This window comes from Proteus alimentorum, from assembly GCF_002607735.1.
GTDB lineage: Bacteria > Pseudomonadota > Gammaproteobacteria > Enterobacterales > Enterobacteriaceae > Proteus > Proteus alimentorum.
Window position 1 is genome coordinate 135,998 of the sequence record NZ_NBVR01000013.1, and the last position, 20,768, is coordinate 156,765.

General features: G+C 36.7%; 19 protein-coding genes. 5 read left to right on the plus strand and 14 right to left on the minus strand.

The window, feature by feature from the left end; translation table 11 throughout:
• Positions 1-4 precede the first annotated feature (4 nt).
• The 7 genes from rfbA to cpxR all read right to left on the minus strand — a co-directional run bounded on the left by rfbA (position 5) and on the right by cpxR (position 7,513).
• A complete protein-coding gene (gene rfbA, locus B6258_RS02490) occupies positions 5-868 on the minus strand; it encodes a glucose-1-phosphate thymidylyltransferase RfbA (protein WP_099073953.1) in 864 nt (287 codons plus the stop codon).
• Positions 869-1,685: 817 nt separating this feature from the next.
• Positions 1,686-2,258 carry an acyltransferase gene (locus B6258_RS02495; RefSeq protein ID WP_099073954.1) on the minus strand — a complete coding sequence of 191 codons (573 nt, stop codon included), beginning with the start codon at positions 2,256-2,258 and terminating at the stop codon, positions 1,686-1,688.
• A 7-nt stretch (positions 2,259-2,265) separates the two neighbouring features.
• Positions 2,266-2,958, minus strand: coding sequence for a WbqC family protein (locus B6258_RS02500; RefSeq protein ID WP_099073955.1), 693 nt, complete (start codon positions 2,956-2,958; stop codon positions 2,266-2,268).
• Positions 2,959-2,981: 23 nt separating this feature from the next.
• Positions 2,982-4,019 carry a glycosyltransferase gene (locus B6258_RS02505; protein ID WP_099073956.1) on the minus strand — a complete coding sequence of 346 codons (1,038 nt, stop codon included), beginning with the start codon at positions 4,017-4,019 and terminating at the stop codon, positions 2,982-2,984.
• Positions 4,006-5,109, minus strand: a complete 1,104-nt coding sequence (locus B6258_RS02510; RefSeq protein WP_099073957.1) for a DegT/DnrJ/EryC1/StrS family aminotransferase — start codon at positions 5,107-5,109, stop codon at positions 4,006-4,008. The genes B6258_RS02505 and B6258_RS02510 overlap by 14 nt, the downstream gene beginning before the upstream one ends.
• Positions 5,110-5,410: 301 nt before the next feature.
• Positions 5,411-6,802 carry an envelope stress sensor histidine kinase CpxA gene (gene cpxA / locus B6258_RS02515; RefSeq protein WP_099073958.1) on the minus strand — a complete coding sequence of 464 codons (1,392 nt, stop codon included), beginning with the start codon at positions 6,800-6,802 and terminating at the stop codon, positions 5,411-5,413.
• A gap of 12 nt (positions 6,803-6,814) precedes the next feature.
• Entirely contained in the window at positions 6,815-7,513 is a 699-nt protein-coding gene (gene cpxR / locus B6258_RS02520; protein WP_023583423.1) for an envelope stress response regulator transcription factor CpxR, read from the minus strand.
• A gap of 186 nt (positions 7,514-7,699) precedes the next feature.
• Between cpxR and cpxP the strand changes: the two genes are divergently transcribed.
• Positions 7,700-8,266 (plus strand): cell-envelope stress modulator CpxP, encoded by a 567-nt coding sequence (gene cpxP, locus B6258_RS02525; protein WP_099073959.1) that lies wholly within the window; start codon positions 7,700-7,702, stop codon positions 8,264-8,266.
• A gap of 131 nt (positions 8,267-8,397) precedes the next feature.
• Here the strand turns inward: cpxP and B6258_RS02530 are convergent, their stop codons facing one another.
• Together B6258_RS02530 and fabG are read right to left on the minus strand one after the other, a co-directional pair.
• The gene (locus tag B6258_RS02530; RefSeq protein ID WP_099073960.1) at positions 8,398-9,960 is read right to left on the minus strand and encodes a phosphoethanolamine transferase; all 1,563 of its coding nucleotides are present in this window, start codon (positions 9,958-9,960) and stop codon (positions 8,398-8,400) included.
• 119 nt (positions 9,961-10,079) lie between these two features.
• Positions 10,080-10,835: a 3-oxoacyl-ACP reductase FabG gene (gene fabG, locus B6258_RS02535; protein WP_099073961.1), complete on the minus strand. Its 756-nt coding sequence runs from the start codon at positions 10,833-10,835 to the stop codon at positions 10,080-10,082.
• Positions 10,836-11,369: 534 nt separating this feature from the next.
• Between fabG and pfkA the strand changes: the two genes are divergently transcribed.
• Positions 11,370-12,347 carry a 6-phosphofructokinase gene (gene pfkA / locus B6258_RS02540; protein WP_099073962.1) on the plus strand — a complete coding sequence of 326 codons (978 nt, stop codon included), beginning with the start codon at positions 11,370-11,372 and terminating at the stop codon, positions 12,345-12,347.
• A 263-nt stretch (positions 12,348-12,610) separates the two neighbouring features.
• A complete protein-coding gene (locus tag B6258_RS02545; RefSeq protein ID WP_099073963.1) occupies positions 12,611-13,612 on the plus strand; it encodes a sulfate ABC transporter substrate-binding protein in 1,002 nt (333 codons plus the stop codon).
• Between the two features lie 100 nt (positions 13,613-13,712).
• On the opposite strand, the gene tpiA is transcribed toward B6258_RS02545, so the two are convergent.
• Both tpiA and B6258_RS02555 read right to left on the minus strand, forming a co-directional pair.
• Entirely contained in the window at positions 13,713-14,483 is a 771-nt protein-coding gene (gene tpiA, locus B6258_RS02550) for a triose-phosphate isomerase (protein WP_099073964.1), read from the minus strand.
• Positions 14,484-14,589: 106 nt separating this feature from the next.
• A complete protein-coding gene (locus B6258_RS02555; RefSeq protein ID WP_099073965.1) occupies positions 14,590-15,225 on the minus strand; it encodes a DUF1454 family protein in 636 nt (211 codons plus the stop codon).
• A 97-nt stretch (positions 15,226-15,322) separates the two neighbouring features.
• Between B6258_RS02555 and B6258_RS02560 the strand changes: the two genes are divergently transcribed.
• Positions 15,323-15,754 (plus strand): DUF805 domain-containing protein, encoded by a 432-nt coding sequence (locus B6258_RS02560; protein WP_099073966.1) that lies wholly within the window; start codon positions 15,323-15,325, stop codon positions 15,752-15,754.
• A gap of 64 nt (positions 15,755-15,818) precedes the next feature.
• Here B6258_RS02560 and fpr read toward each other — a convergent pair whose 3' ends face one another.
• Positions 15,819-16,565, minus strand: coding sequence for a ferredoxin--NADP(+) reductase (gene fpr, locus B6258_RS02565; protein WP_099073967.1), 747 nt, complete (start codon positions 16,563-16,565; stop codon positions 15,819-15,821).
• A 337-nt stretch (positions 16,566-16,902) separates the two neighbouring features.
• On the opposite strand from fpr, the gene emrD reads away from it, so the two are divergent.
• Positions 16,903-18,087, plus strand: coding sequence for a multidrug efflux MFS transporter EmrD (gene emrD, locus B6258_RS02570; protein ID WP_099073968.1), 1,185 nt, complete (start codon positions 16,903-16,905; stop codon positions 18,085-18,087).
• A 98-nt stretch (positions 18,088-18,185) separates the two neighbouring features.
• On the opposite strand, the gene glpK is transcribed toward emrD, so the two are convergent.
• Together glpK and B6258_RS02580 are read right to left on the minus strand one after the other, a co-directional pair.
• Positions 18,186-19,718, minus strand: a complete 1,533-nt coding sequence (glpK, locus tag B6258_RS02575) for a glycerol kinase GlpK (RefSeq protein ID WP_099073969.1) — start codon at positions 19,716-19,718, stop codon at positions 18,186-18,188.
• 42 nt (positions 19,719-19,760) lie between these two features.
• Entirely contained in the window at positions 19,761-20,576 is an 816-nt protein-coding gene (locus tag B6258_RS02580; RefSeq protein ID WP_075672993.1) for an MIP/aquaporin family protein, read from the minus strand.
• Positions 20,577-20,768: the final 192 nt, after the last annotated feature.

The window sequence follows — 20,768 nt, forward strand, 5'->3', positions numbered from 1 at the left end:
TAGGCTATTTCACTAAAGTTAACAAATATTCACCATAGCTGTTTTTGGCCATTAATTGTGCCCGTTTTAATATATCATCTTTAGTGATCCATTTATTATTAAATGCAATTTCTTCTAGACAAGCTACTTTAAATCCTTGCCTTTTTTCAATAGTTTCAACGAATTGTGCTGCTTCAAGAAGGCTTTCATATGTTCCTGTATCTAACCAAGCAAATCCTCTTCCTAGCATTTCAACATTTAGTTTATTTTTATGTAAATATAATTCATTTAATGTTGTTATTTCTAATTCACCACGTTCTGATGGTTTGATTTTTTTAGCTAGGCTAATGACATCATTGTCATAAAAATATAGCCCAGTTACAGCATAATTGGATTTAGGTACTGCAGGTTTTTCCTCTATTGAAATAACTTTTTTGCTTTCATCAAATTCTACAACACCAAATCTTTTGGGATCTTTTACCTGATAACCAAATACTGTTGCTCCATTAGTTTTTGATGCCGCTTCCCTTAGTTTTGGTGAGAATGATTGACCATAAAAAATATTATCTCCTAAAACTAAGCAGACACTATCGCTACCAATAAATTCTTCACCAATAATAAATGCTTGTGCTAATCCTTCTGGTTTAGGTTGAATAGCATATTGAATAGAAATACCGAATTGTGAACCATTATTCAGCAGGCGTTGAAAACCATCTTGATCTTCAGGTGTTGTAATAATAAGAATTTCTCTAATACCTGCGAGCATTAATACCGATAATGGATAGTAAATCATGGGTTTATCATAAATAGGCAGTAACTGTTTAGATACACCCATTGTGATTGGATAAAGTCTTGTTCCTGAACCACCAGCTAAAATAATACCTTTCATTTTTAAACCCTAAGAAGGTATGTATATTTATTTTATATAAAAAATAAAATACATAAAATATTTACTAATTTCGTATAATTTAAATATTTTCTATTAAAGAAACTATAAATTTGATATAGCCTTTTCTACAAAGCTACCGCACTGGGTTTACGGCCCCCAGAGCGCCAAAATTTATCTTGAAAAAACCCTATCTATATGTAATGTAAGAGTTTTGTTATATAAGCATACTTTAACAATATGCGAAAACCGCAGTGAGAGTAGACTCTTCAAACCAGACGGTCAAGTAATAACTGGGTATTTTAGCATTGATTGAGGATATATAAATACTGGAATAGCACTCGATTCAGCCAGATCATTCTGAATTGCATCAACAAACGCTAACTAAAAGAATATGCCACCTATTCTTCAATAGATGGCAGTATATTTTGATACAACAGTTTAATTACTTGTTTTAAAACTTCGAGTGGTACTGATTACTCTTGAAATTGGTGCTAAATCTTAATGATAATGAGATATGGATTTGTGATAGTATTTGTTAGTTATGGTGTATCTTTATTGCGATTTAAGTCGTTTTTAGAAGTATATATTAAACACAAGATATCAATTTAAAGGTAAATTAAAAAATATATAAGTAATAACAGTGAATTAATAAGATATAGATATCTCTTTTTAAGTGAGGGACGTGAGTGAAAAGTGTAGGTACTAAGGCTCAAAGTGTAATTAATAAAATGTGATAGCATAAATCATTTATCATAAAAGAAATTATTCTTATATTAGTAAGGTAACTCGTTTTAAAAAGGTATTTGTAAGTAATAGATTATTTATTATGATTTTTTTTACTTTCTAAGTAATTTTTTTCTAAATCTAATAAGTCTTTTTTTCGTTCTTTAATTCTTTTGGCTGGGTTACCGAAATATATTCCCCATGGTTTTGTACTCTTTGTAACCATCGATAAGGCACCCACAGCTGTTCCTTCTGCGATGTTAACACCTGGCATAATGATTGAGTTTGTTCCTATAATCGAATGTTTCCCAATTATGATGTCTCTTTCTTTTAACCCTTTGTATTTCAATGGTACTGTTGGGTTTGTCATAGTTCTACCACTATAATCATCTGTACCAGTAAAGACATGACAGCCGTATGCTAATCCTGAAAAATCTTCAAATAGGATACTGCATTCACCAGCACTTAAATTACAAAATGCAGCAATATGAATATTATTTTTTAAATGGATTTTTCCAGATAAAATAACAAAATCATCAATACGACAGTCATTTCCAATTTCGATTTCTTCTGGTCTATATATGGATGTTTTTGTGCTTATTTTACAATTTTCACCGATACCTTTAAAACCAATTTCTAATAATTGTTCTTGAGTATAGAATGACATACTTAGCCTATATAATTTTAAAGTTATTGAGTTGATTAATTATTTCATCTTTGCTACAGTTCATTAGAATATCAATCATTGATAAATTACCTATAAAGGTCGATGAATTTATTTGTGGGTAGTTTGTGATTGATGATTCGATAAATCCTAACTCTATATTTCTTTTTTTAAACTCATCTTTATTGTAAAGTTGCATTCCTCCAATTGCATTTATGTATTTTTTTGCATTATGTATCTCACATAAATTATATATTTTTTCTTGGGCGTTATTTGTTCGAATATAATTTATAGTTGAGGAAAACTCATAGTTGAAACTTAATGATAGGTATTCAAATACTTTAATAATTGATAATGATGTGATATTGGCAATATTTCTATTATCAGTGGTTAATATATTCTCAATTATAGGGAATGCAGAAGAAAAATAAGGTGCTTTGGAATAGGCTTGAGATATAGATGCTAAAGTTTTTCGAATATCTTTTTGAAAGTGAAGTTCATTAATTTTTTTAAAACTAGAAGCACCAATTACAGGAATGGCAAATAATTGAGGGCCATTCTTTGTTTGAATCCTATTTCTGTTTATATAGCCACCTTTAATATAGTTAACATCATCATAGAATATAAATGTATCGCTATAATGAGCTAATTGATAGTATCCTATGTATGGGAACAAATAGGGTTGCATAACGGCTAATTTCATTATGATTTTATCCTGATATTTATTTAAATTTTTATTCTTTTTAATGATTTTTTTATCTTTTCTCGTAAAAACAAAATAGGTAAAAAATTCCTGTAATAATATATTTTTTTTTGATTTCTATTTATATTTTTATAAATGTTCCAAGATTTTATAATTAATGACTTGCAACTATTCCATTCTTTTTTAATGAATAACTCATTAGCATTTATTCTCATGAGATCCGCTAAAGCAAAATCTATATCTGTTTTATCTGCACCTAAATTAATTAATTTATATAGATATTTCTCGTATTCATTTATTTCTAGAATTAAAGTTTCTTCACTAATTTTTTTTCTACCTTCAGACCAAGAGCCTACAGCGTTGATACGATAGACACACGTAATGTCAGGTAAATACATAGCACCTTTTCCTATACTACCGAGTATTTGGCAGTAATAGTCGCCAATAGAGGCTTTTGAAAAATTATCTTTAAATAAGATAAAAATTTCCCTTCTAAATAAAATAGATGCAGTAGGCATGTATGCTCCACCTTGACGAATAACAGTGGAAAGAGGAGAGCAAAAGATATGATTATGATAATTTGCAATAATATCTAACTTTCCATTTGGCTGTAGTGTATATGCTGAGCTAAAACATATATTACACTTTTTTTCTGCTTCTAAAATTTCCACTTGTTTTGTTATTTTATTTTCATCTATCCAAAAATCATCACCTTCACATAGAGCAATATACTTACCTTTGGTAAATGAAAATGCATTAATACCGGGTTGTATTCCCTGTGAGTAAATATTTTTAGGTGGAATGATGTGTTTAATTATATTAGGGTAGTGATCTGCATATTCTTTTATTATATTTGACGTTGAATCTGTAGAACAATCATCATGTATAATAAATTCATATCTATAAGTTGTATTTTGGCAAAGTACACCAAGTATAGTGTCTTCTATATATTTCTCTTGATTATATGTGCAGCATATTACACTGACGATAACCTCTTCAGAGTTCCAATTACTGATTATTTCTTTTTCAGGTAGAGGCGTTTTTAATTTATTTATTTTCATTATTTTTAATAATGCTTATAATTTTATTTAAATCGTTATCACTTAATAAGTGATGAATTGGCAAGCAAATAACATTTTCAGATGTTTTTTTTGCTATTGGAGTTTCTACTTTATATTGATTGTAAATATTAAAATCAGTGATTAATGGATAAAAATATCGACGACTTATTATATTATTCTCTTTTAGTTTTAGATAAAGCTCATCTCTTTTTTTACTATATTTATTTTCATCGATTATTATAGGATAGTAAGAATAATTCCATATTAAGTTTTCTGGTATATTAGGTAAAGTAATGCCAGAAATATTACTCAAGTGAGAGTGATAATATTCAGAGACTTTTTTTCTTTTATCTATTGCTTCATCGATATAATTTAATGTGGCTAGGCCAAATGCAGCTTGTACTTCATTGAGTTTTGCATTGAAGCCTAGTTCATTAATTTCTGTTTCATTTGTGTAACCAAAGTTTTTATATCGATCTAGCTTTTCTTTCATTTCTTTGGTGTGGCAAATAATGGCTCCACCTTCAATGGTAGAATAGGTTTTAGTCGCATGAAAGCTTAGAATAGATAACTTGCCTTCATTTAATATTGATTGATTATTTTCTTTAACAGCAAAAGCGTGAGCTGCATCATAAATCACAGGAATATTATACTTATCTGCAATTTTTTGTATTGCTTTATGATTACATGGGCGACCATAAACATGAACAGGTAAAATAGCACTTGTTTTCTCTGTAATAGCAGCCTCTATCTTACTTGGATCTATATTGTAGGTATTAGGTTCTATATCTACAAAGACAGGAGTAATATTACTATGCAATAAGGCGTGGCTTGTTGCTACAAAGCTATATGGTGTTGTTATTACTTCACCTTTCAGCTCCAAAACATTTATTGCTGCAATTAAGGCCAATGTTCCATTGGAATATAAACTAATATAAGGAACATTTAAATATTCACAGAGTGCGTTCTCAAGACATTGATGATAGTGACCATTATTAGTTAACCATTTTTTATCCCATATATCTTTTAAGTAAGGCTCTAGAGCTTCTAGCGGTGGGAATAATGGACTTGTGACTGTTATTGTATTCATAAACATCTTCTCTGAAGGAAAAGCATAGCTACCGCACTGGGGAAGTACCCAGAGTTCATAATATGCATAATCCTCATATTATACATGATCTAAATACATTAATCTTAAAGAGTATTATTTGAAAGTATAATTATTAGTTTAGAAAAGTATTAATAAATTAATAAGTTAGGGAGGTTGAGGTTTCAAGTATAGTATTTGATAAATCTTTATTAAAATTAAGTAGCTATTGGATGTTTATATATAAAGTAAGAAGCTATTCAATTACTTATAGCTGAATAGCTTCTTGTCAGTTAATGATAGATTAATTTGGGTTTGATTTATTCACAACACTCCCCCTCGGCAACCAAATCTCAACCCTCAGCCCACCTAATGGGCTATCGTCGGCTTTAACATGGCCTCTGTGTTGACTGACGGCTGTCTCCACAATGGCTAAACCTAAGCCTGTGCCACCTGATTCGCGATCTCTTGCTTCATCAGTGCGATAGAATGGTCGGAAGATATGCTCTCTATCTTCAGGGCTAACACCTGGGCCATCATCATCAACAATAATGGTGATACCTTGATTTTGTTCAGTAAAGGCAACTTCAATGCGAGAGTTGGAATAACGCAAGGCATTACGAACGATATTTTCAAATGCACTCGCCAGAGAATAGGGATTGCAGTAAATCGGCCATGCTCCCGGCGGTGTTGTCACTTGTAGTGTTTTATTACTTTGTTCGGCCTCAAATTTAGCGTTATCTAAAATATCATCCCACAATTCATTGGCTTTTACCGTCTCACGTAATAATTCGTTTTTATGTTGATTACGAGAAAGAACCAGCAAGTCATTAATCATGCCATCAAGGCGCTGAGTTTCAGTTTCAATACGCTCTAACTCCTTACTTTCTCCACTGCGACGACGTAACAATGCGCTAGCTAATTGTAAGCGAGTTAATGGGGTACGTAACTCGTGAGAAATATCAGAAATTAAACGTTGCTGTGCTTCAACCATACGTTCAAGAGCACTTATCATCTGATTAAAACTGGTGCCTGCCGCTAAAAACTCTTGAGGACCCGTCTCTAGCTCTGGGTGAGGGCGTAGGTTGCCTTTAGCCACATCATCAGCCGCATTTTTAAGTTGCCTTGCGGGTTTTGCCAAGCTCCAAGAAAGCCATACTAATAATGGTGTGCTGATAAGCATGGTGAATATGAGTAGCAATAACGGTTTATCAAATAATAAGTTGATAAAGTCAGATTGAGGGCTACTTGAAGGGCGTACGAGATAAAGTTGGTAATGATCTTCACCGTCTCTTACAGAAAAGGGGCCTAACATTTCTGAACGACCATATTTTTTCTTTTTAGGGTGATCGGCGTTATCAGATTGACCAATAAAGTTTCTGACAACCTGCATCTCATTACGTTGAGCACCAATAATACGGCCTTCGCTCGTAACAATAATTAAGCGTTGACCAGGAGGTGCCCATTTATCAATGGCACGAATTAATCGACGCCACCAAAGAAGATCGTTAGCAGGATCTTGAGCTAATTCCGCTTCGATATGTTGTTCTAGCATAACGCCTTGACGGTATTCACTCTCTAAAAGAGGGGTAAGCTGGCGCGAGTCCAGCTTTGGAACCATCATAACTAGCACGAGAACTAATGCTAGCGTCAGCCAGAAAATTGCGAAAATGCGCGCTGACAGACTATTTATCATAAAGAATATTTATCAAGTTATTGAAACCATCAGATAACCGCGGCCACGTAATGTTTTAAACCAAGGTTGTCCATCTGTTCTTTCTGGTAATTTACGGCGTAAATTAGAAATATGCATATCAATCGCTCTATCAAACGGTGTTAAGCGCTTGCCAAGGACTTCTTGGCTTAGATGTTCACGTGATACGACTTGTCCTAAATGCTGAGCGAGAAGATAAAGCAAGGTAAACTCAGTTCCCGTTAACTCTAACGGTTCATTATCAAAACTCGCTTCTTGTCGACCAGGATTAAGTTGTAACTTATCGACCTGTAATGTTGGAGATGTATTGCTGTCAGTCTGTTTTTGTTCGCTCCAGTTAGAACGGCGTAAAATAGCTCTGATACGAGCAACCAACTCTCTATCATTAAACGGTTTTGGTAAATAGTCATCAGCACCTAGCTCTAAGCCAAGTACTCGGTCAAGATCACTGCCTCTTGCCGTTAACATAATGACAGGGGTCTGGAAATTTTGGCGTAACTCTTTGAGTGTCTCAATCCCGTTTTTACGTGGCATCATAATATCCAGTAATAACAAGTCGATAGAAGCATCCAAAAGTTTAAGTGCTTGTTCGCCATCAGAGGCGATTACAACATTAAAGCCTTCCATTTCAAGCAGTTCTTTCAATAGCGATGTTAATTCGCGATCGTCATCCACTAATAAGATTTTATGCATTCGTCAATTCCTCCAAGAGAAAAATACGATAATAAATAGCGCGAATCTATGACTTTACGTTCTTTTACACGCTCTGACGCTAGTTTGCAGCCGCAACGGTATAGTAATCCACATAGCAAAGAATTACACATATTTAGGTAGCATTAATTAGGTCGGTATGAAATTACCGAATTAGGAGTGAAAGCAATGCGTAAAGTAGCAGTAGTTGCATTAGCATCAATGTTTTTGGCAGCTCCGACGGTAGTGTTAGCTGAAACCGCCAACACCAACCCGCCTACTGAGCAACAGTATTCTAATGGTAATTATCACTGTGATTATGGCTATGGTATGCATGGTGACCGTGATGATCGAGGCCACCGCGGACAACGTGGCCATATGATGAACAACGGTGGACATATGATGGATCGTGGTTATGCCGAATCACGTATGTTTAACGGTATCACATTAACTGAGCAACAACGTACTCAAATGCGCGATTTAATGCGCCAGCATCATCAAGATAGATACAACGGAAACTACCGTCAACGTCATGAGAATATGCATAAATTAGTCACTGCACCTCAATTTGATGAAGCGGCTGTAAGAGCACAAATGCAAGATATGGATAAACAAGCAATTGAGCGCCATGTTGAAATGGCAAAAGTCCATAACCAAATGTACCAGTTATTAACCCCAGAACAGAAAGCGCAGTTGGAAAAGAATTACCAGCAGCAAATGTCATACTTTGACCAACAAGGTCAACAGAATCAGTAATGAAGTAAGAGTGTAGTAAAGCAGTACCTAGTTAGAGAGTAAGTAGCAACAACGAAGTTTTTTCCTTGCCATAGACACCATCCCTGTCTTTTGCAGCCCCTCTGGAGAGGGGCTTTTTTTTGCCCTTTTGTTTATGATTCTTTCTCAAGGGAATAATTGATCTTATCTTCAGGTAATGAATTATAGTCAATGTGTTCTTTTTGAAAATTAATAACCGTATCTTGATCATCACAAATATCATTAGAGATCATATGGCAATGATTAGGAATTTTTGAGTCAGTGATACCTGTCCATTCAGAAAAAAGTGACATAAAATATCTTCCATTTCTTCTTTCTGTAATATGTTTTTTTTCTTTGCTATCACTTGATAGAATAAATAGAGGGATTTCAAAGTTTTGTTTAAACTTATCATCATGAGTAAGTTTGGCATAACTTTCCCCTTTATTTTCATAAGATAATCCATGATCAGAAAAATAAAGTAAAGACCATGATTTACCTGTGTTATTTGACATGGTAACTATATTCTCTAATAACTTATCTGTATTTTTGATGCTTTGAATATAGCAAGATAGTTCAGTCGATTGAAAAAATTCATCATATTTATCTTGAGTTCGTGCGCAAGCTTGGGAATGTGAGCCTATTAGATGAACAACAATAAGTTTATTCTTTTCATTATTATTAGATAGTGCTTTTTGAATATCGGGCAATAAGTCATTATCAGTCGTTAAGCCATTATTATGATAATCACCTTTACTCAAAAAATGATAGGTATCAGCTCGTTTACCTATAGTAGAAATAATCGAATCTGAACCAATCATAGCGCCTTGATTTGAAAACCAATATGTATTTAACCCTGCTTTTTTTGCAAGTGTGATAATATTGTTTTGTAATTCAGTATTATTGGTATTTTTATCTGTTAATGTTAATGAGGGTGGTAATGAAAATAATGTTGAAGGAGCTGCTGAAATATAATTATTAAATTGAATAACAGGGCTTTTTTCTAAAAATGGCGTGTTATTTATAGGGAAACCATAGCTCTGCATAAAGTCTCTTCTAACACTTTCACCAATAACTAAAATATAATTATCATACTGTTCCTGTTTAATAGGATCCCAGTTATCTTTCTTTTTTAGCTCCACATTGATCCATTCACTTTCTATTTTTACACTATCATAATGTTTTTTTATATCATTGAAAAAACGCAGTATTGGCAACTTGACTTCAATATCATAACTACCATTATTCAAGAAACTTTTTATTGGCCAAGTCACACTCGTTATAATAAAAATAAAGGTGATGAAAAGAGCAGGTTTATTTTTAATAAAAATGCTAACTTTTAGGCTGAGAAAGCCAAATACAATAATAAAAAAACTAAATATTAGGTTTACGGGTGAAAGAGTCTGAATAAATTCTAGGGTCTCATTCGTATTTGTATAGAAAAATGAAATAACAGAATTAATGTTAGGTGAACCGTATTTTAAACCAATAGGGGTATAAATTGCCCCAATGATTGAAAGTAATATTATACAGATAGAATAACTTTTCTTAAAACGAGCTGATAAACATAAAAGAAAAGCAGTAAAACTTAGAACGTAAAAAAAACGAAGCTTATAACCTAGAGAGATATGTAGCAATAATACAAAAGTAAGCAAAATAAGGCACTGTATGACTTTGTTTTTATATAATATTTTCATGATTGGATTACGAATGATGTTTATTTATTAATTATGGCGATATGGGTGTCGTATTATAGTTTTTTTTTGTAAAGAGGAGAATAAAGGGAATACAATTATTCCCTTTATTTGAATGTAATCTACAACAGCGCCTCTGGAGATTCAGGTAAAATCTGTCCGCCATCGACGATAATTGTCTGGCCTGTAATATATTTTGCTTCATTCGACGCAAAGAATGCGGCGGCGTAGCCAATATCTTCAGGTTCGCCTAACGTGTGTGTTGGGATAGATGCTTTCATTTGGTTCAAATACGCTTCGCCCTGAGCTTGTAAGCCTTCGGTGAGGATATTTCCCGGCATTACAGCATTTATCGTAATACCATGACGTGCATATTCTAGTGCTGCACTACGCATAAAGCCCAATTGTCCTGCCTTACTTGCACCATAGTGGCTCCATCCGGGGTAACCCGTAATAGCCCCTGTAATGGAAGACGTAATAATTACACGACCTTGTTTTTGTTTCTCCATTACACGCAGTGCCGCTTTAACTAAAAAGAACATACCTTTTAAGTTAACAGTGTGCATTTTATCCCAGTCAGCTTCTGTCATCTCTTTAATGGTGGCTTGAGGGAAAATACCAGTATTGGAACAAAGAATATCGAGTTTACCATGTGCTTTTACCACGTCATCGACCACTTTTTCACAGGCTGTTTGATGAGTGACATCAAGATGCATAAAATCAACACCTAACTCATTTTTTGTTTTATTGCCTGCAACGTCATCAATATCGGCGATAATCACATGAGCACCGCTATTCTTCAGGGCAATGACAATGCCTTTACCAATCCCTTTTGCGCCACCTGAAACCAAAGCGATTTTACCCGTTAAATCAAACATAAAACCTCCTATTAAGTGTGTGAGTTTCACTGTATCAGTCTAGATTGAAAAGCGGTAAATCAACCAAAGAACTTTGTTGTTGGTCACAAATGTACCTTAGAACATTTTTTTCTTTGAAAGGATGACGTCACAAAATAGAGAGATAAACGGTAGATAGAACATCCCACCCGAGAAAACTGAATATTTATCAAAATATGCCGATGCTATTTTTTAGCATAAATAGCGTTTTTTTGAGATGAATGCAAAAAGGCAGTAAAGTGTCTGTATAAAAAGTGTTAACTTATTAGTGAAACATATTTGAGATAGACTAGTATAATCTTTATACAGGCTATCTGATTAGTTTAATACGCATCAAGTTTATGAAAAAAAATGTACGATAATGATGAACTGGCAAAAAATATGCGTACAATGGTATTGTTGAATCAATTCAGCATTTGCGATATCGGCACATAACACCAGACAAGCCGGTATTGAGATAAAAAGTTATTCCAACAATTTTGCAATAATTACATCGAATAAGAATCAGAGGTAATCATGGTCAATGGGATCAAAAGAATTGGGGTTTTAACAAGTGGTGGTGATGCACCAGGTATGAATGCCGCGATCCGTGGTGTTGTTCGTGCTGCACTAAGTGAAGGTTTAGAGGTTTATGGGATTATGGATGGCTATATGGGGCTATACGAAAATCGCATGAAAAAACTCGACCGATTTAGCGTGTCAGACATGATCAACCGTGGTGGTACATTCCTTGGTTCTGCTCGTTTCCCTGAGTTCCGTGAAGACAGTGTGCGTGCTGTTGCTATCGAAAACATGAAACAAAATGAGCTTGATGCCTTAGTCGTTATTGGTGGTGATGGTTCTTATCTAGGTGCAAAAAAACTCACGGAAGCAGGTTTCCCATGTATCGGGTTACCGGGCACCATCGATAATGACGTTGCCGGTACTGACTACACGATCGGTTATTTCACGGCATTAGAAACGGCAGTTGAAGCAATTGACCGCTTACGTGATACCTCCACTTCTCACAAACGTATCTCTATCGTAGAAGTCATGGGACGTTATTGTGGTGACTTAACACTGTCTGCGGCAATCGCCGGGGGGTGTGAATTTGTTGTTCTGCCTGAAGCTGAGTTACCTTTTAACCGTGATGAACTGCTGGCAGAAATCAAAGCAGGTATTGAACGTGGTAAACGCCATGCAATCGTTGCTATTACAGAACACGTTTGTGATGTGCATGAATTAGCGCGTTTTATTGAAGCTGAAACTAAACATGAAACGCGTGCAACGGTATTAGGTCATATCCAACGTGGTGGTTCTCCAGTTGCTTACGACCGTATTCTTGCTTCTCGCATGGGGGCTTACTCTGTACAACTGCTATTAGAAGGCTATGGCGGTCGTTGCGTCGGTATTCAAAACGAAAAACTGGTTCACCATGATATTATTGATGCGGTTATGAATATGAAACGTGTCTTTAAAGCTGACTGGTATGAAACAGCGAAAAAACTGTATTAATTAATAGATTTTCCGCAATACCAGAGCCTGTCTGAGTTCTATCCTTATTCGTGAACTGTTCTGATGCATTTTTCTTGTGTCAGAGCAGCTTCTCGAGTGAAAACATTTCATTTAGCGGTCTCTACCCTCCTTTATTTCTTCTTATCCCCTTTATATTGATAGCCATATTCCTGTTGTGTATATCTATCGGCTTTTTGTTATTTCATCGTTATAAAACTTTCTGTCAGCCTAGTTAAATACTTAATGATAGGGGGTGGATAGATATGTTTAAACAATGGGGCTTATTATCAACGGCTGTAGCGACATTACTTTTTTCCAATATTTTATGGGCTAAAGATATTCAATTATTGAATGTCTCTTACGATCCAACGAGAGAACTTTATCAGCAGTATAATCAAGCGTTTAGTCAGTATTGGGAGCAGAAAACGGGAGATAGAGTCACTATTCGTCAATCGCATGGTGGTTCAGGAAAGCAAGCAACATCCGTTATCAACGGTATTGAGGCGGATGTTGCCACATTGGCACTTGCCTATGATATTGATGCAATTGCACAGCGAGGAAGTATCAATAAGCAATGGATAACGCGATTACCAGATAACTCGGCCCCTTATACTTCAACAATTGTTTTTCTGGTGAGAAAAGGAAATCCTAAGCAAATAGTCGATTGGGACTCATTAATCAAACCGGGTGTTTCAATTATTACACCTAATCCAAAAACCTCAGGAGGTGCAAGATGGAACTATCTTGCGGCATGGGGCTATGGATTAAAAGCTAATCATCAAGATAGTGAAAAAGCCAAAGCCTTCGTAAAAGCGCTTTATCAACAAGTTGAAGTATTAGATTCCGGTGCGAGAGGCGCAACAAATACCTTTGTTGAGCGAGGAATTGGTGATGTATTGATTGCATGGGAAAACGAAGCTTTATTAGCGATTAATGAATTAGGCGCAGATAAATTTGAGATAGTGACACCATCAGTATCTATTCTTGCAGAGCCTACGGTGTCAGTAGTTGATAAGGTTGTCGATAAACGAAGAACACGAGAAATTGCTACCGCGTACTTAGACTATCTTTACTCACCAGAAGGACAAGAGATCGCGGCAAAAAACTATTATCGTCCCAGAGATAAAGTAATAGCAGAGAAATACCAAAGTAGTTTTCCAAAACTAGAACTCTTTACACTTAATGAGGTTTTTGGTGATTGGCAATCTGCTCAGAAAATACATTTTGCGACAGGCGGTGTATTTGATGAAATAAGTCGTCGCTGATCAAACGACTCGAAATAAAAAAATCACCTTCTGTTTGTTACCCAGTAAGGTGATTCTCTCTATTTTTTATCTCTTAACGGCAGAAGCCAAAAAGATAAAATTATTTTTTCGCTTTCGCAGCAGCAGCTGCTTTAACGATAACGGCAAATGCGTCAGCTTTCAGTGAAGCGCCACCCACTAATGCACCATCGATGTCTGGCTGACCAAACAGTTCTGCGGCATTTTTATCGTTAACAGAGCCACCGTATTGAATAATAACTTGTTCAGCAATAGCCGCATCTTTCTTCGCGATATGATCACGAATAAATTTATGAACAGCTTGAGCTTGTGCTGGCGTTGCAGATTTACCTGTACCGATAGCCCAGATTGGCTCATAAGCAATAACCGCATCTTTAAATGCTGCTGCACCATGTGCATTTAACACTGCATCAATTTGGCGAGCACAGACTTCTTGAGTTTTGCCAGCTTCGTTTTCTGCTTCGGTTTCACCAATACATAATACTGGGGTTAAACCTAACTCTTTTAACACGCCGAATTTTTGAGCGATAAACTCGTCAGATTCTTTATGATAAGTACGACGCTCAGAGTGACCGATGATAACGTATTTAACATCAACGTTTTTCAGCATTTCTGCTGAAGTTTCACCAGTAAAAGCACCTGATAAGTTAACACCTGTATCTTGAGCACCTAAGGCAATACGGCTTCCACCAATTTCATGGCGTGCTTGGCATAGGTAAACTGCTGGTGGTGCGATAGCAACATCACAACCTGCAACACCGCTAACTTCTTTACGTAATGCAGCAATTAATTCATGAACCATATGAATGCTGCCGTTGAGTTTCCAGTTACCCATGACTAATGGATGGCGCATAACTTTTCCTCCAACCGAGTGGTTTAAATTTAGTTTGCTAATAAACATGAATTCTGTTGATACACAACAGTATAGAGAACTCTGAATAGAATAGCTTTGTTTTTTATCACGGAATAGCTGAAACGATCTTGCTGTTTAAAGAAAGCTTAATCGGTTCAATAGCAAAGGTCGTTAATTGTTCACCTTCATGGGCAATAATATAGCGAATAGCACCCACATCGTGGCTAATATAATCAGAAGTTTGATTTTTAAAGGCGAATAAATTGAGAGCCTCTTGAATTTGCTCTTGGGTTATTGATGAGTCAAATTGAGCGACCAAAGTGATAATGTATTGCGTTGTGATCTCGCGATTTATCTTTTCTAATTCAGGTGAATCAGAGGCGTGGATCAGCGTAAGTTGCAAACTTTTTATTTTTTCGCTACCACGTTCTAATATTGCAGATGAATAGAGATAGGGCGTGATACGCGTTGCGGCTCTGACAAGAGGGATCGCAATATCGTGATTAGTGATAATTTTATATTCATTCAGCGATAACAACGGATTTTGTTGATTGAACTTAGCTCTTAGCTCCGGAATAGTTATCTCAAAAACAGGGGCATCTTGTTTAAGATAGGCAATCTCATCTTTAACGGGCTGTTTTTGTGCGACAGACATCTCTGTTGCAAAAACAGAAGTTGGCAAACAAAGAGCAATGCTTATGATTATCAGGTATAACGTAGAAAGTGTGTTTGCTTTTATCATCTGTCCTCCGCTTGTCTGTGCTGTTATTGGCTAGTCTGTATGATTTGATACTAAATGGACAGTGTAATTCACAAATTAAGTAAATTATTGAGAATTTATGACCTTACAACATTGGGCATTTTCATTCAAAGGACGAATTGGACGTCGTGATTTTTGGGCTGGTTTAGGTGCTTGTTTTGCTCTTTTTTTAGGCCTGTTTATTATCAATGATATGATTTATCCATTACCTGCCATTGTGACGTGGATATTGATTTTCTTTATTTTTTATCCATTTTGCGCCATTTTTACAAAAAGACTTCATGACAGAAATAAAAGAGGGATATGGCTTTTATTACTCTTACTCGCCGTGATGTTAGGATTAGCCGATACCAGTAGTTTAGAACCCTTTTGGCAATGGGCGATAGGTCGTTTTCTTCCTTCTTTTATTGGCATGATTATATTGCTTGATTGCGGCGTATTTGTCGGTAATGACGGTGAAAACTATTTTGGTAAACAGACTGAGCAAGTGGACTATCGTCGCTGGCGTTAATTCATGTTATTAAAATTAAATAAATAAGGGTGAGCTAAATAAGCTCACCCTTATTTTTGCCTGATTACCAATATTGCTCACTGGTGATATGCCCGGGTTTTCGTCGTAAGTGCTTACGCATTCCCCGTTGTTCTTTTAAGCGTTGTTGAGTGTCTCTGACCATTTGAGGATTACCACACAACATAATATGACTCTCTTCTGGGCTGATGGTTAAGCCAACTGTTTTTTCTAAAGCGCCACTTTCAATGAGTGCAGGAATACGTCCGGTTAATGAGCCAATATGATTTTCACGGCTGACAACGGTTTGAATGCGTAATTTGCCTTGATAACGTTCAACGAGTTTTTCCATTAAAGGTAAATAACTTAAGTCATTAGCATATCGAACAGCGTGAACAAGAACGATATTTTCAAATCGCTCGAGATCGTGCCCTAATTGCAAAATAGAGAGAAAAGGGCCAATGGCTGTTCCGGTCGAAAGCATCCAAAGTGTATTTGTTGTGGGAACTTCTTCTAATACAAAGAAGCCACTGGCTTGCTCCGTGACTAGTATTTCATCACCGATTTCAAGTGTGCTTAATTTAGGGCTTAATTTTCCATCGGGTACTGTCACCAGATAGAACTCTAAATTGGGATCATCTGGTGCGTTTACATAAGAGTAGGCTCGTTGGACTCGCTCGCCATCAATATCTAGCGCTAATTTTGCAAATTGCCCTGCTGTAAATTTATCAATAGGCGCATTGACGACGAGACTCATTAACGCATCAGTCCAGTGATGAACTTGAGTCACTTTTCCATTCACCCAATTAGCCATAGAGATTATCTCCTTTTGATAAATATGCTTATGTTGCTTATTTATTCTAAATAGGAAGCGGTTTTTTATTTATCAAGATGGTGTGGTGATGTGATTAATCTAAGATTTTGTCGATAAATGACACAATATGTACATTTATATTGACAACTATGGTGTATTTCTCTGACATTAATCTTTATACAAAAATTGCTGGCTATCTCGCAAATTTCTCCAAATTTGTTAACTTAGTCTCATTCTGAAAAGGCATGCATTTTGCGGAGTTTATTTTTATAAATTCTCTGTAGTGTGCGCCTGTCCGTTAATTTATTTATCTGAAATTCTTGAGCAAAGAAAAGAAATGAGAAAGTTAGAGCATGCAAATCTATTATTATTGATAATTGCACTGGTTGCTGTGGGTCAAATGACTCAAACGATTTATGTTCCTGTTATTGCTGATATGGCCGTTTACTTTGGTGAACCCACTGGGGCGGTACAGCAAGTCATGGGCGCTTATCTTTTTTCTTATGGTTTTTCACAGCTAATTTATGGGCCTATTTCTGACAAAATAGGGCGCCGCCCTGTTATTTTAGTTGGAATGACGATTTTTTGTTTATCAACGCTGGTGGCGATTTTCTCGCAAAATTTAACCACTCTGGTTATTGCCAGTACCTTACAAGGAATGGGAACGGGTGTTGCAGGTGTAATGACACGTACTCAACCTCGTGATTTATATACAGGAACAGCATTACGTTACGCCAATAGTTTGTTAAATATGGGGGTTTTAGTTAGCCCATTATTAGCGCCGATGATTGGTGGTGTTGTCGCTCACTTCTTTGGCTGGCATGCGTGTTATATCTTCTTATTATTATTGGGAAGTAGCGTTCTTTTCTGTATGTATCGTTGGATGCCTGAAACGCGACCTGTACAAGTTGAAAAACGTAAAATGTTGTCATCATTTTACTTACTGCTTTCAAATAGTACCTTTAGTGCATTTTTGATTATGTTGATTTGTGCATTATCTGGTATTGCGGTTTTTGAAGCATCAAGCGGTGTGTTAATGGGCGGAGTATTAGGATTAAATAGTATTACTATCAGTATACTATTTATTTTACCGATCCCTGCGGCATTCTTTGGGGCTTGGTATGCGGGTCGTGAAGGTAAAACTTTTGTGCAACTGATGTGGCACTCTGTTTTTTGTTGCTTATCTGCGGGTATCTTAATGTGGATCCCCGGTTGGCTAAATATTATTAATATCTGGACATTACTGGTACCTGCGGCACTGTTTTTCTTTGGCGCGGGTATGTTATTCCCGTTGGCAACGACAGGCGCAATGGAACCATTCCCTTATTTAGCGGGCTCTGCAGGTGCGCTGGTGGGGGGATTACAAAATGTAGGTTCTGGTGTGGCAACATGGTTTTCTGCTTTACTGCCACAACATAACCAATTTAGCTTAGGTATGATTATGTTTGCTATGTCAGTGGCGATTATACTTTGTTGGCTTCCTTTGGCTCATCGTTTTAGCCATGAAGAACATACTATTTAGTTGATTGATGCAGTGACTGAAATAAAAAATGCCGAAATAAAATTTCGGCATTTTGGTTTTGTAGCCTAGGCTACTTCTCTCTCAAATCGTTGTATCAATTAAGCGCGATCTTCCCACTCCTGAGCGCGAGCGACAGCTTTTTTCCAGCCGTTATAGCGATAATTACGCTCAGTGGTTTCGATGCCAGGGCGGAATTCTTTATCAATAGCCGCTTTATTCTTCACTTCTTCTAAGTCATTCCAGAAACCGATAGCAAGACCCGCAAGGAATGCAGCACCTAATGCCGTACTTTCACGAACAACAGGGCGTTCTACGCGAGTACCTAAAATATCGGATTGGAACTGCATTAAGAAGTTGTTGGCAACAGCGCCACCATCAACACGCAGTGATTGTAAACGCGCACCTGAATCGGCTTGCATTGCATCAAGCACATCGCGTGTTTGATAAGCGATAGATTCTAAGGTTGCACGAATAATGTGATTACGGTTAGCACCACGGGTTAAACCAAAAATAGCACCGCGGGCATACGGATCCCAATAAGGTGCGCCTAAACCGGTAAATGCAGGAACAACATAGACGCCATTAGTATCATTAACTTTAGTTGCGAAGTATTCAGAGTCAGTGGCTTCATCAATGAGTTTTAGCTCATCACGTAGCCATTGAATAGAAGCACCACCAACGAATACCGCACCTTCTAGTGCATAGTTCACTTCACCACGAGGACCACAACAGATTGTTGTTAACAAACCATGATTAGAACGAACGGCTTCTTTACCTGTGTTCATCAGTAAGAAGCAACCTGTACCATAGGTATTTTTCGCCATACCGCTTTGTACGCAAAGTTGCCCATAAAGTGCGGCTTGTTGGTCACCTGCCATACCTGCGATAGGAATACGTGTTCCGCCTTTACCACCAATGTTTGTTTGGCCATAAACTTCTGAAGATGGCACCACTTTTGGTAGCATATTGCGAGGAATATCCAGCAGATCGAGGATTTTTTGATCCCAATCTAAAGAATGAATATTAAATAACATGGTACGAGAAGCATTGGTGAAGTCTGTAACGTGTACGCGACCTTGCGTCATTTTCCAAACTAGCCAAGTATCAACAGTACCAAATAGCAATTCGCCTTTTTCTGCTTTTTCACGAGCACCTTCGACGTTGTCGAGGATCCATTTTAATTTTGTACCAGAGAAATAAGGGTCAACCATTAAGCCTGTGTTTTGGCGAATATATTCTTCAACACCTTCTTTATCTTTTAAGCGAGTACAGAAATCCGCAGTACGACGGCATTGCCATACAATGGCGTTATAAACAGGTTTACCCGTTTCTTTATCCCATACAATAGTGGTTTCACGTTGGTTTGTGATACCAATACCAGCAACGTGGTCAGATGGAATATCTGCTTTTGCTAATACTTCAACTAAGGTTGCACTTTGTGTTGCCCAAATTTCCATTGGATCGTGTTCAACCCAGCCTGGCTTAGGATAGATTTGGGTAAATTCACGTTGTGAAATACTGACGATATTTGCATCGTGGTCAATGACTACGGCGCGTGAACTGGTTGTGCCCTGATCCAGTGCAACAATGTATTTTTTCTCGGTATTCGATGTATTTGTTTCTGTTGTCATGTTAGTAACCTGTTCTGATAATCAACAATATTGCTCTTAACTTTATTTATCGTCTTCGATTTTGCAGGTATCGCAAGGTAAGTGACGGCCAATTAATTTACGGTAAGCCAATGCACCTAAAATACCACCGATAAAGGGAGCAATCATTGGAACTAAGAAATAAGGGATATCACGTCCACCAGTCAGTGCAATATCACCCCAGCCAGCAAAGTACGCAACTAGTTTTGGACCAAAGTCACGAGCTGGGTTTAAGGCGAATCCGGTTAATGGACCAAATGCACCACCGATTACGGCAATTAAGATACCAATTAATAAAGGTGCTAATGGGCCTTTAGGTACACCGTTACCATCATCAGTTAAGGCTAAAATTAAGCCAACAAGGATAACGGCAATGATAACTTCGACAACAAAGGCATGTGCAACGGAAATTTGAGCTGCGGGATAAGTAGAGAATACACCGGCAGTGAAGAGACTTTCTTGTGAGCCCCTGACAATGCCATTAACTTGTTCATAGTCAATAAAAACATTGTAGTACATAAAGTACACAATGGCTGCGGCAAAGAAACCACCTAACATTTGTGCAATAATATAAGGAACAACTTTTCTGCGTTCAAAGCAAGCAAATAGCCAAAACGCAACGGTAACAGCAGGGTTCAGGTGTGCACCAGAGGTGCCAGCGGTAAGATAAACGGCTAAGGCAACACCCAGCCCCCAGATAATACTTATCTCCCATAATCCTAGTTGAGCACCTGCAATACGTACTGCGGCAACACAACCAAGACCAAAGAAGACTAGCAACGCAGTTCCGATAAATTCAGAAATGCATTGACCCATAAGAGAGGTTTTCGTCTGGCTCATATATTCTATCCTGAAAGAGGGTTATTTATTGTTAGTATTCTTTTCGAATTGAAAAGATAACTGTAAATTTATCGTTAATGAGCGTAAACGAGAATAAGCGAAATTGAAATTTGTGTGTCCCATCAAGAAAATGAGTGAAAACGCTCTTAATTAGTGACTTGTTCGACATTTGTAATGTGATCTGACCAGTGT

Excerpts from the sequence above, each read along its gene's own strand:
- fabG (WP_099073961.1), bottom strand. The coding sequence starts at position 10,835 with ATGTTTGATTTAACGGGTAAAATCGCTTTGGTTTCAGGTGGCGCAAAA.
- B6258_RS02505 (WP_099073956.1), bottom strand. The coding sequence starts at position 4,019 with ATGAAAATAAATAAATTAAAAACGCCTCTACCTGAAAAAGAAATAATC.
- B6258_RS02560 (WP_099073966.1), top strand. The coding sequence starts at position 15,323 with ATGACCTTACAACATTGGGCATTTTCATTCAAAGGACGAATTGGACGT.
- B6258_RS02530 (WP_099073960.1), bottom strand. The coding sequence starts at position 9,960 with ATGAAAATATTATATAAAAACAAAGTCATACAGTGCCTTATTTTGCTT.
- B6258_RS02495 (WP_099073954.1), bottom strand. The coding sequence starts at position 2,258 with ATGTCATTCTATACTCAAGAACAATTATTAGAAATTGGTTTTAAAGGT.
- fpr (WP_099073967.1), bottom strand. The coding sequence starts at position 16,565 with ATGGCTAATTGGGTGAATGGAAAAGTGACTCAAGTTCATCACTGGACT.
- B6258_RS02500 (WP_099073955.1), bottom strand. The coding sequence starts at position 2,958 with ATGAAATTAGCCGTTATGCAACCCTATTTGTTCCCATACATAGGATAC.
- cpxP (WP_099073959.1), top strand. The coding sequence starts at position 7,700 with ATGCGTAAAGTAGCAGTAGTTGCATTAGCATCAATGTTTTTGGCAGCT.
- B6258_RS02510 (WP_099073957.1), bottom strand. The coding sequence starts at position 5,109 with ATGAATACAATAACAGTCACAAGTCCATTATTCCCACCGCTAGAAGCT.
- cpxR (WP_023583423.1), bottom strand. The coding sequence starts at position 7,513 with ATGCATAAAATCTTATTAGTGGATGACGATCGCGAATTAACATCGCTA.
- rfbA (WP_099073953.1), bottom strand. The coding sequence starts at position 868 with ATGAAAGGTATTATTTTAGCTGGTGGTTCAGGAACAAGACTTTATCCA.
- glpK (WP_099073969.1), bottom strand. The coding sequence starts at position 19,718 with ATGACAACAGAAACAAATACATCGAATACCGAGAAAAAATACATTGTT.
- emrD (WP_099073968.1), top strand. The coding sequence starts at position 16,903 with ATGAGAAAGTTAGAGCATGCAAATCTATTATTATTGATAATTGCACTG.
- B6258_RS02555 (WP_099073965.1), bottom strand. The coding sequence starts at position 15,225 with ATGATAAAAGCAAACACACTTTCTACGTTATACCTGATAATCATAAGC.
- pfkA (WP_099073962.1), top strand. The coding sequence starts at position 11,370 with ATGGTCAATGGGATCAAAAGAATTGGGGTTTTAACAAGTGGTGGTGAT.
- tpiA (WP_099073964.1), bottom strand. The coding sequence starts at position 14,483 with ATGCGCCATCCATTAGTCATGGGTAACTGGAAACTCAACGGCAGCATT.
- cpxA (WP_099073958.1), bottom strand. The coding sequence starts at position 6,802 with ATGATAAATAGTCTGTCAGCGCGCATTTTCGCAATTTTCTGGCTGACG.
- B6258_RS02545 (WP_099073963.1), top strand. The coding sequence starts at position 12,611 with ATGTTTAAACAATGGGGCTTATTATCAACGGCTGTAGCGACATTACTT.
- B6258_RS02580 (WP_075672993.1), bottom strand. The coding sequence starts at position 20,576 with ATGAGCCAGACGAAAACCTCTCTTATGGGTCAATGCATTTCTGAATTT.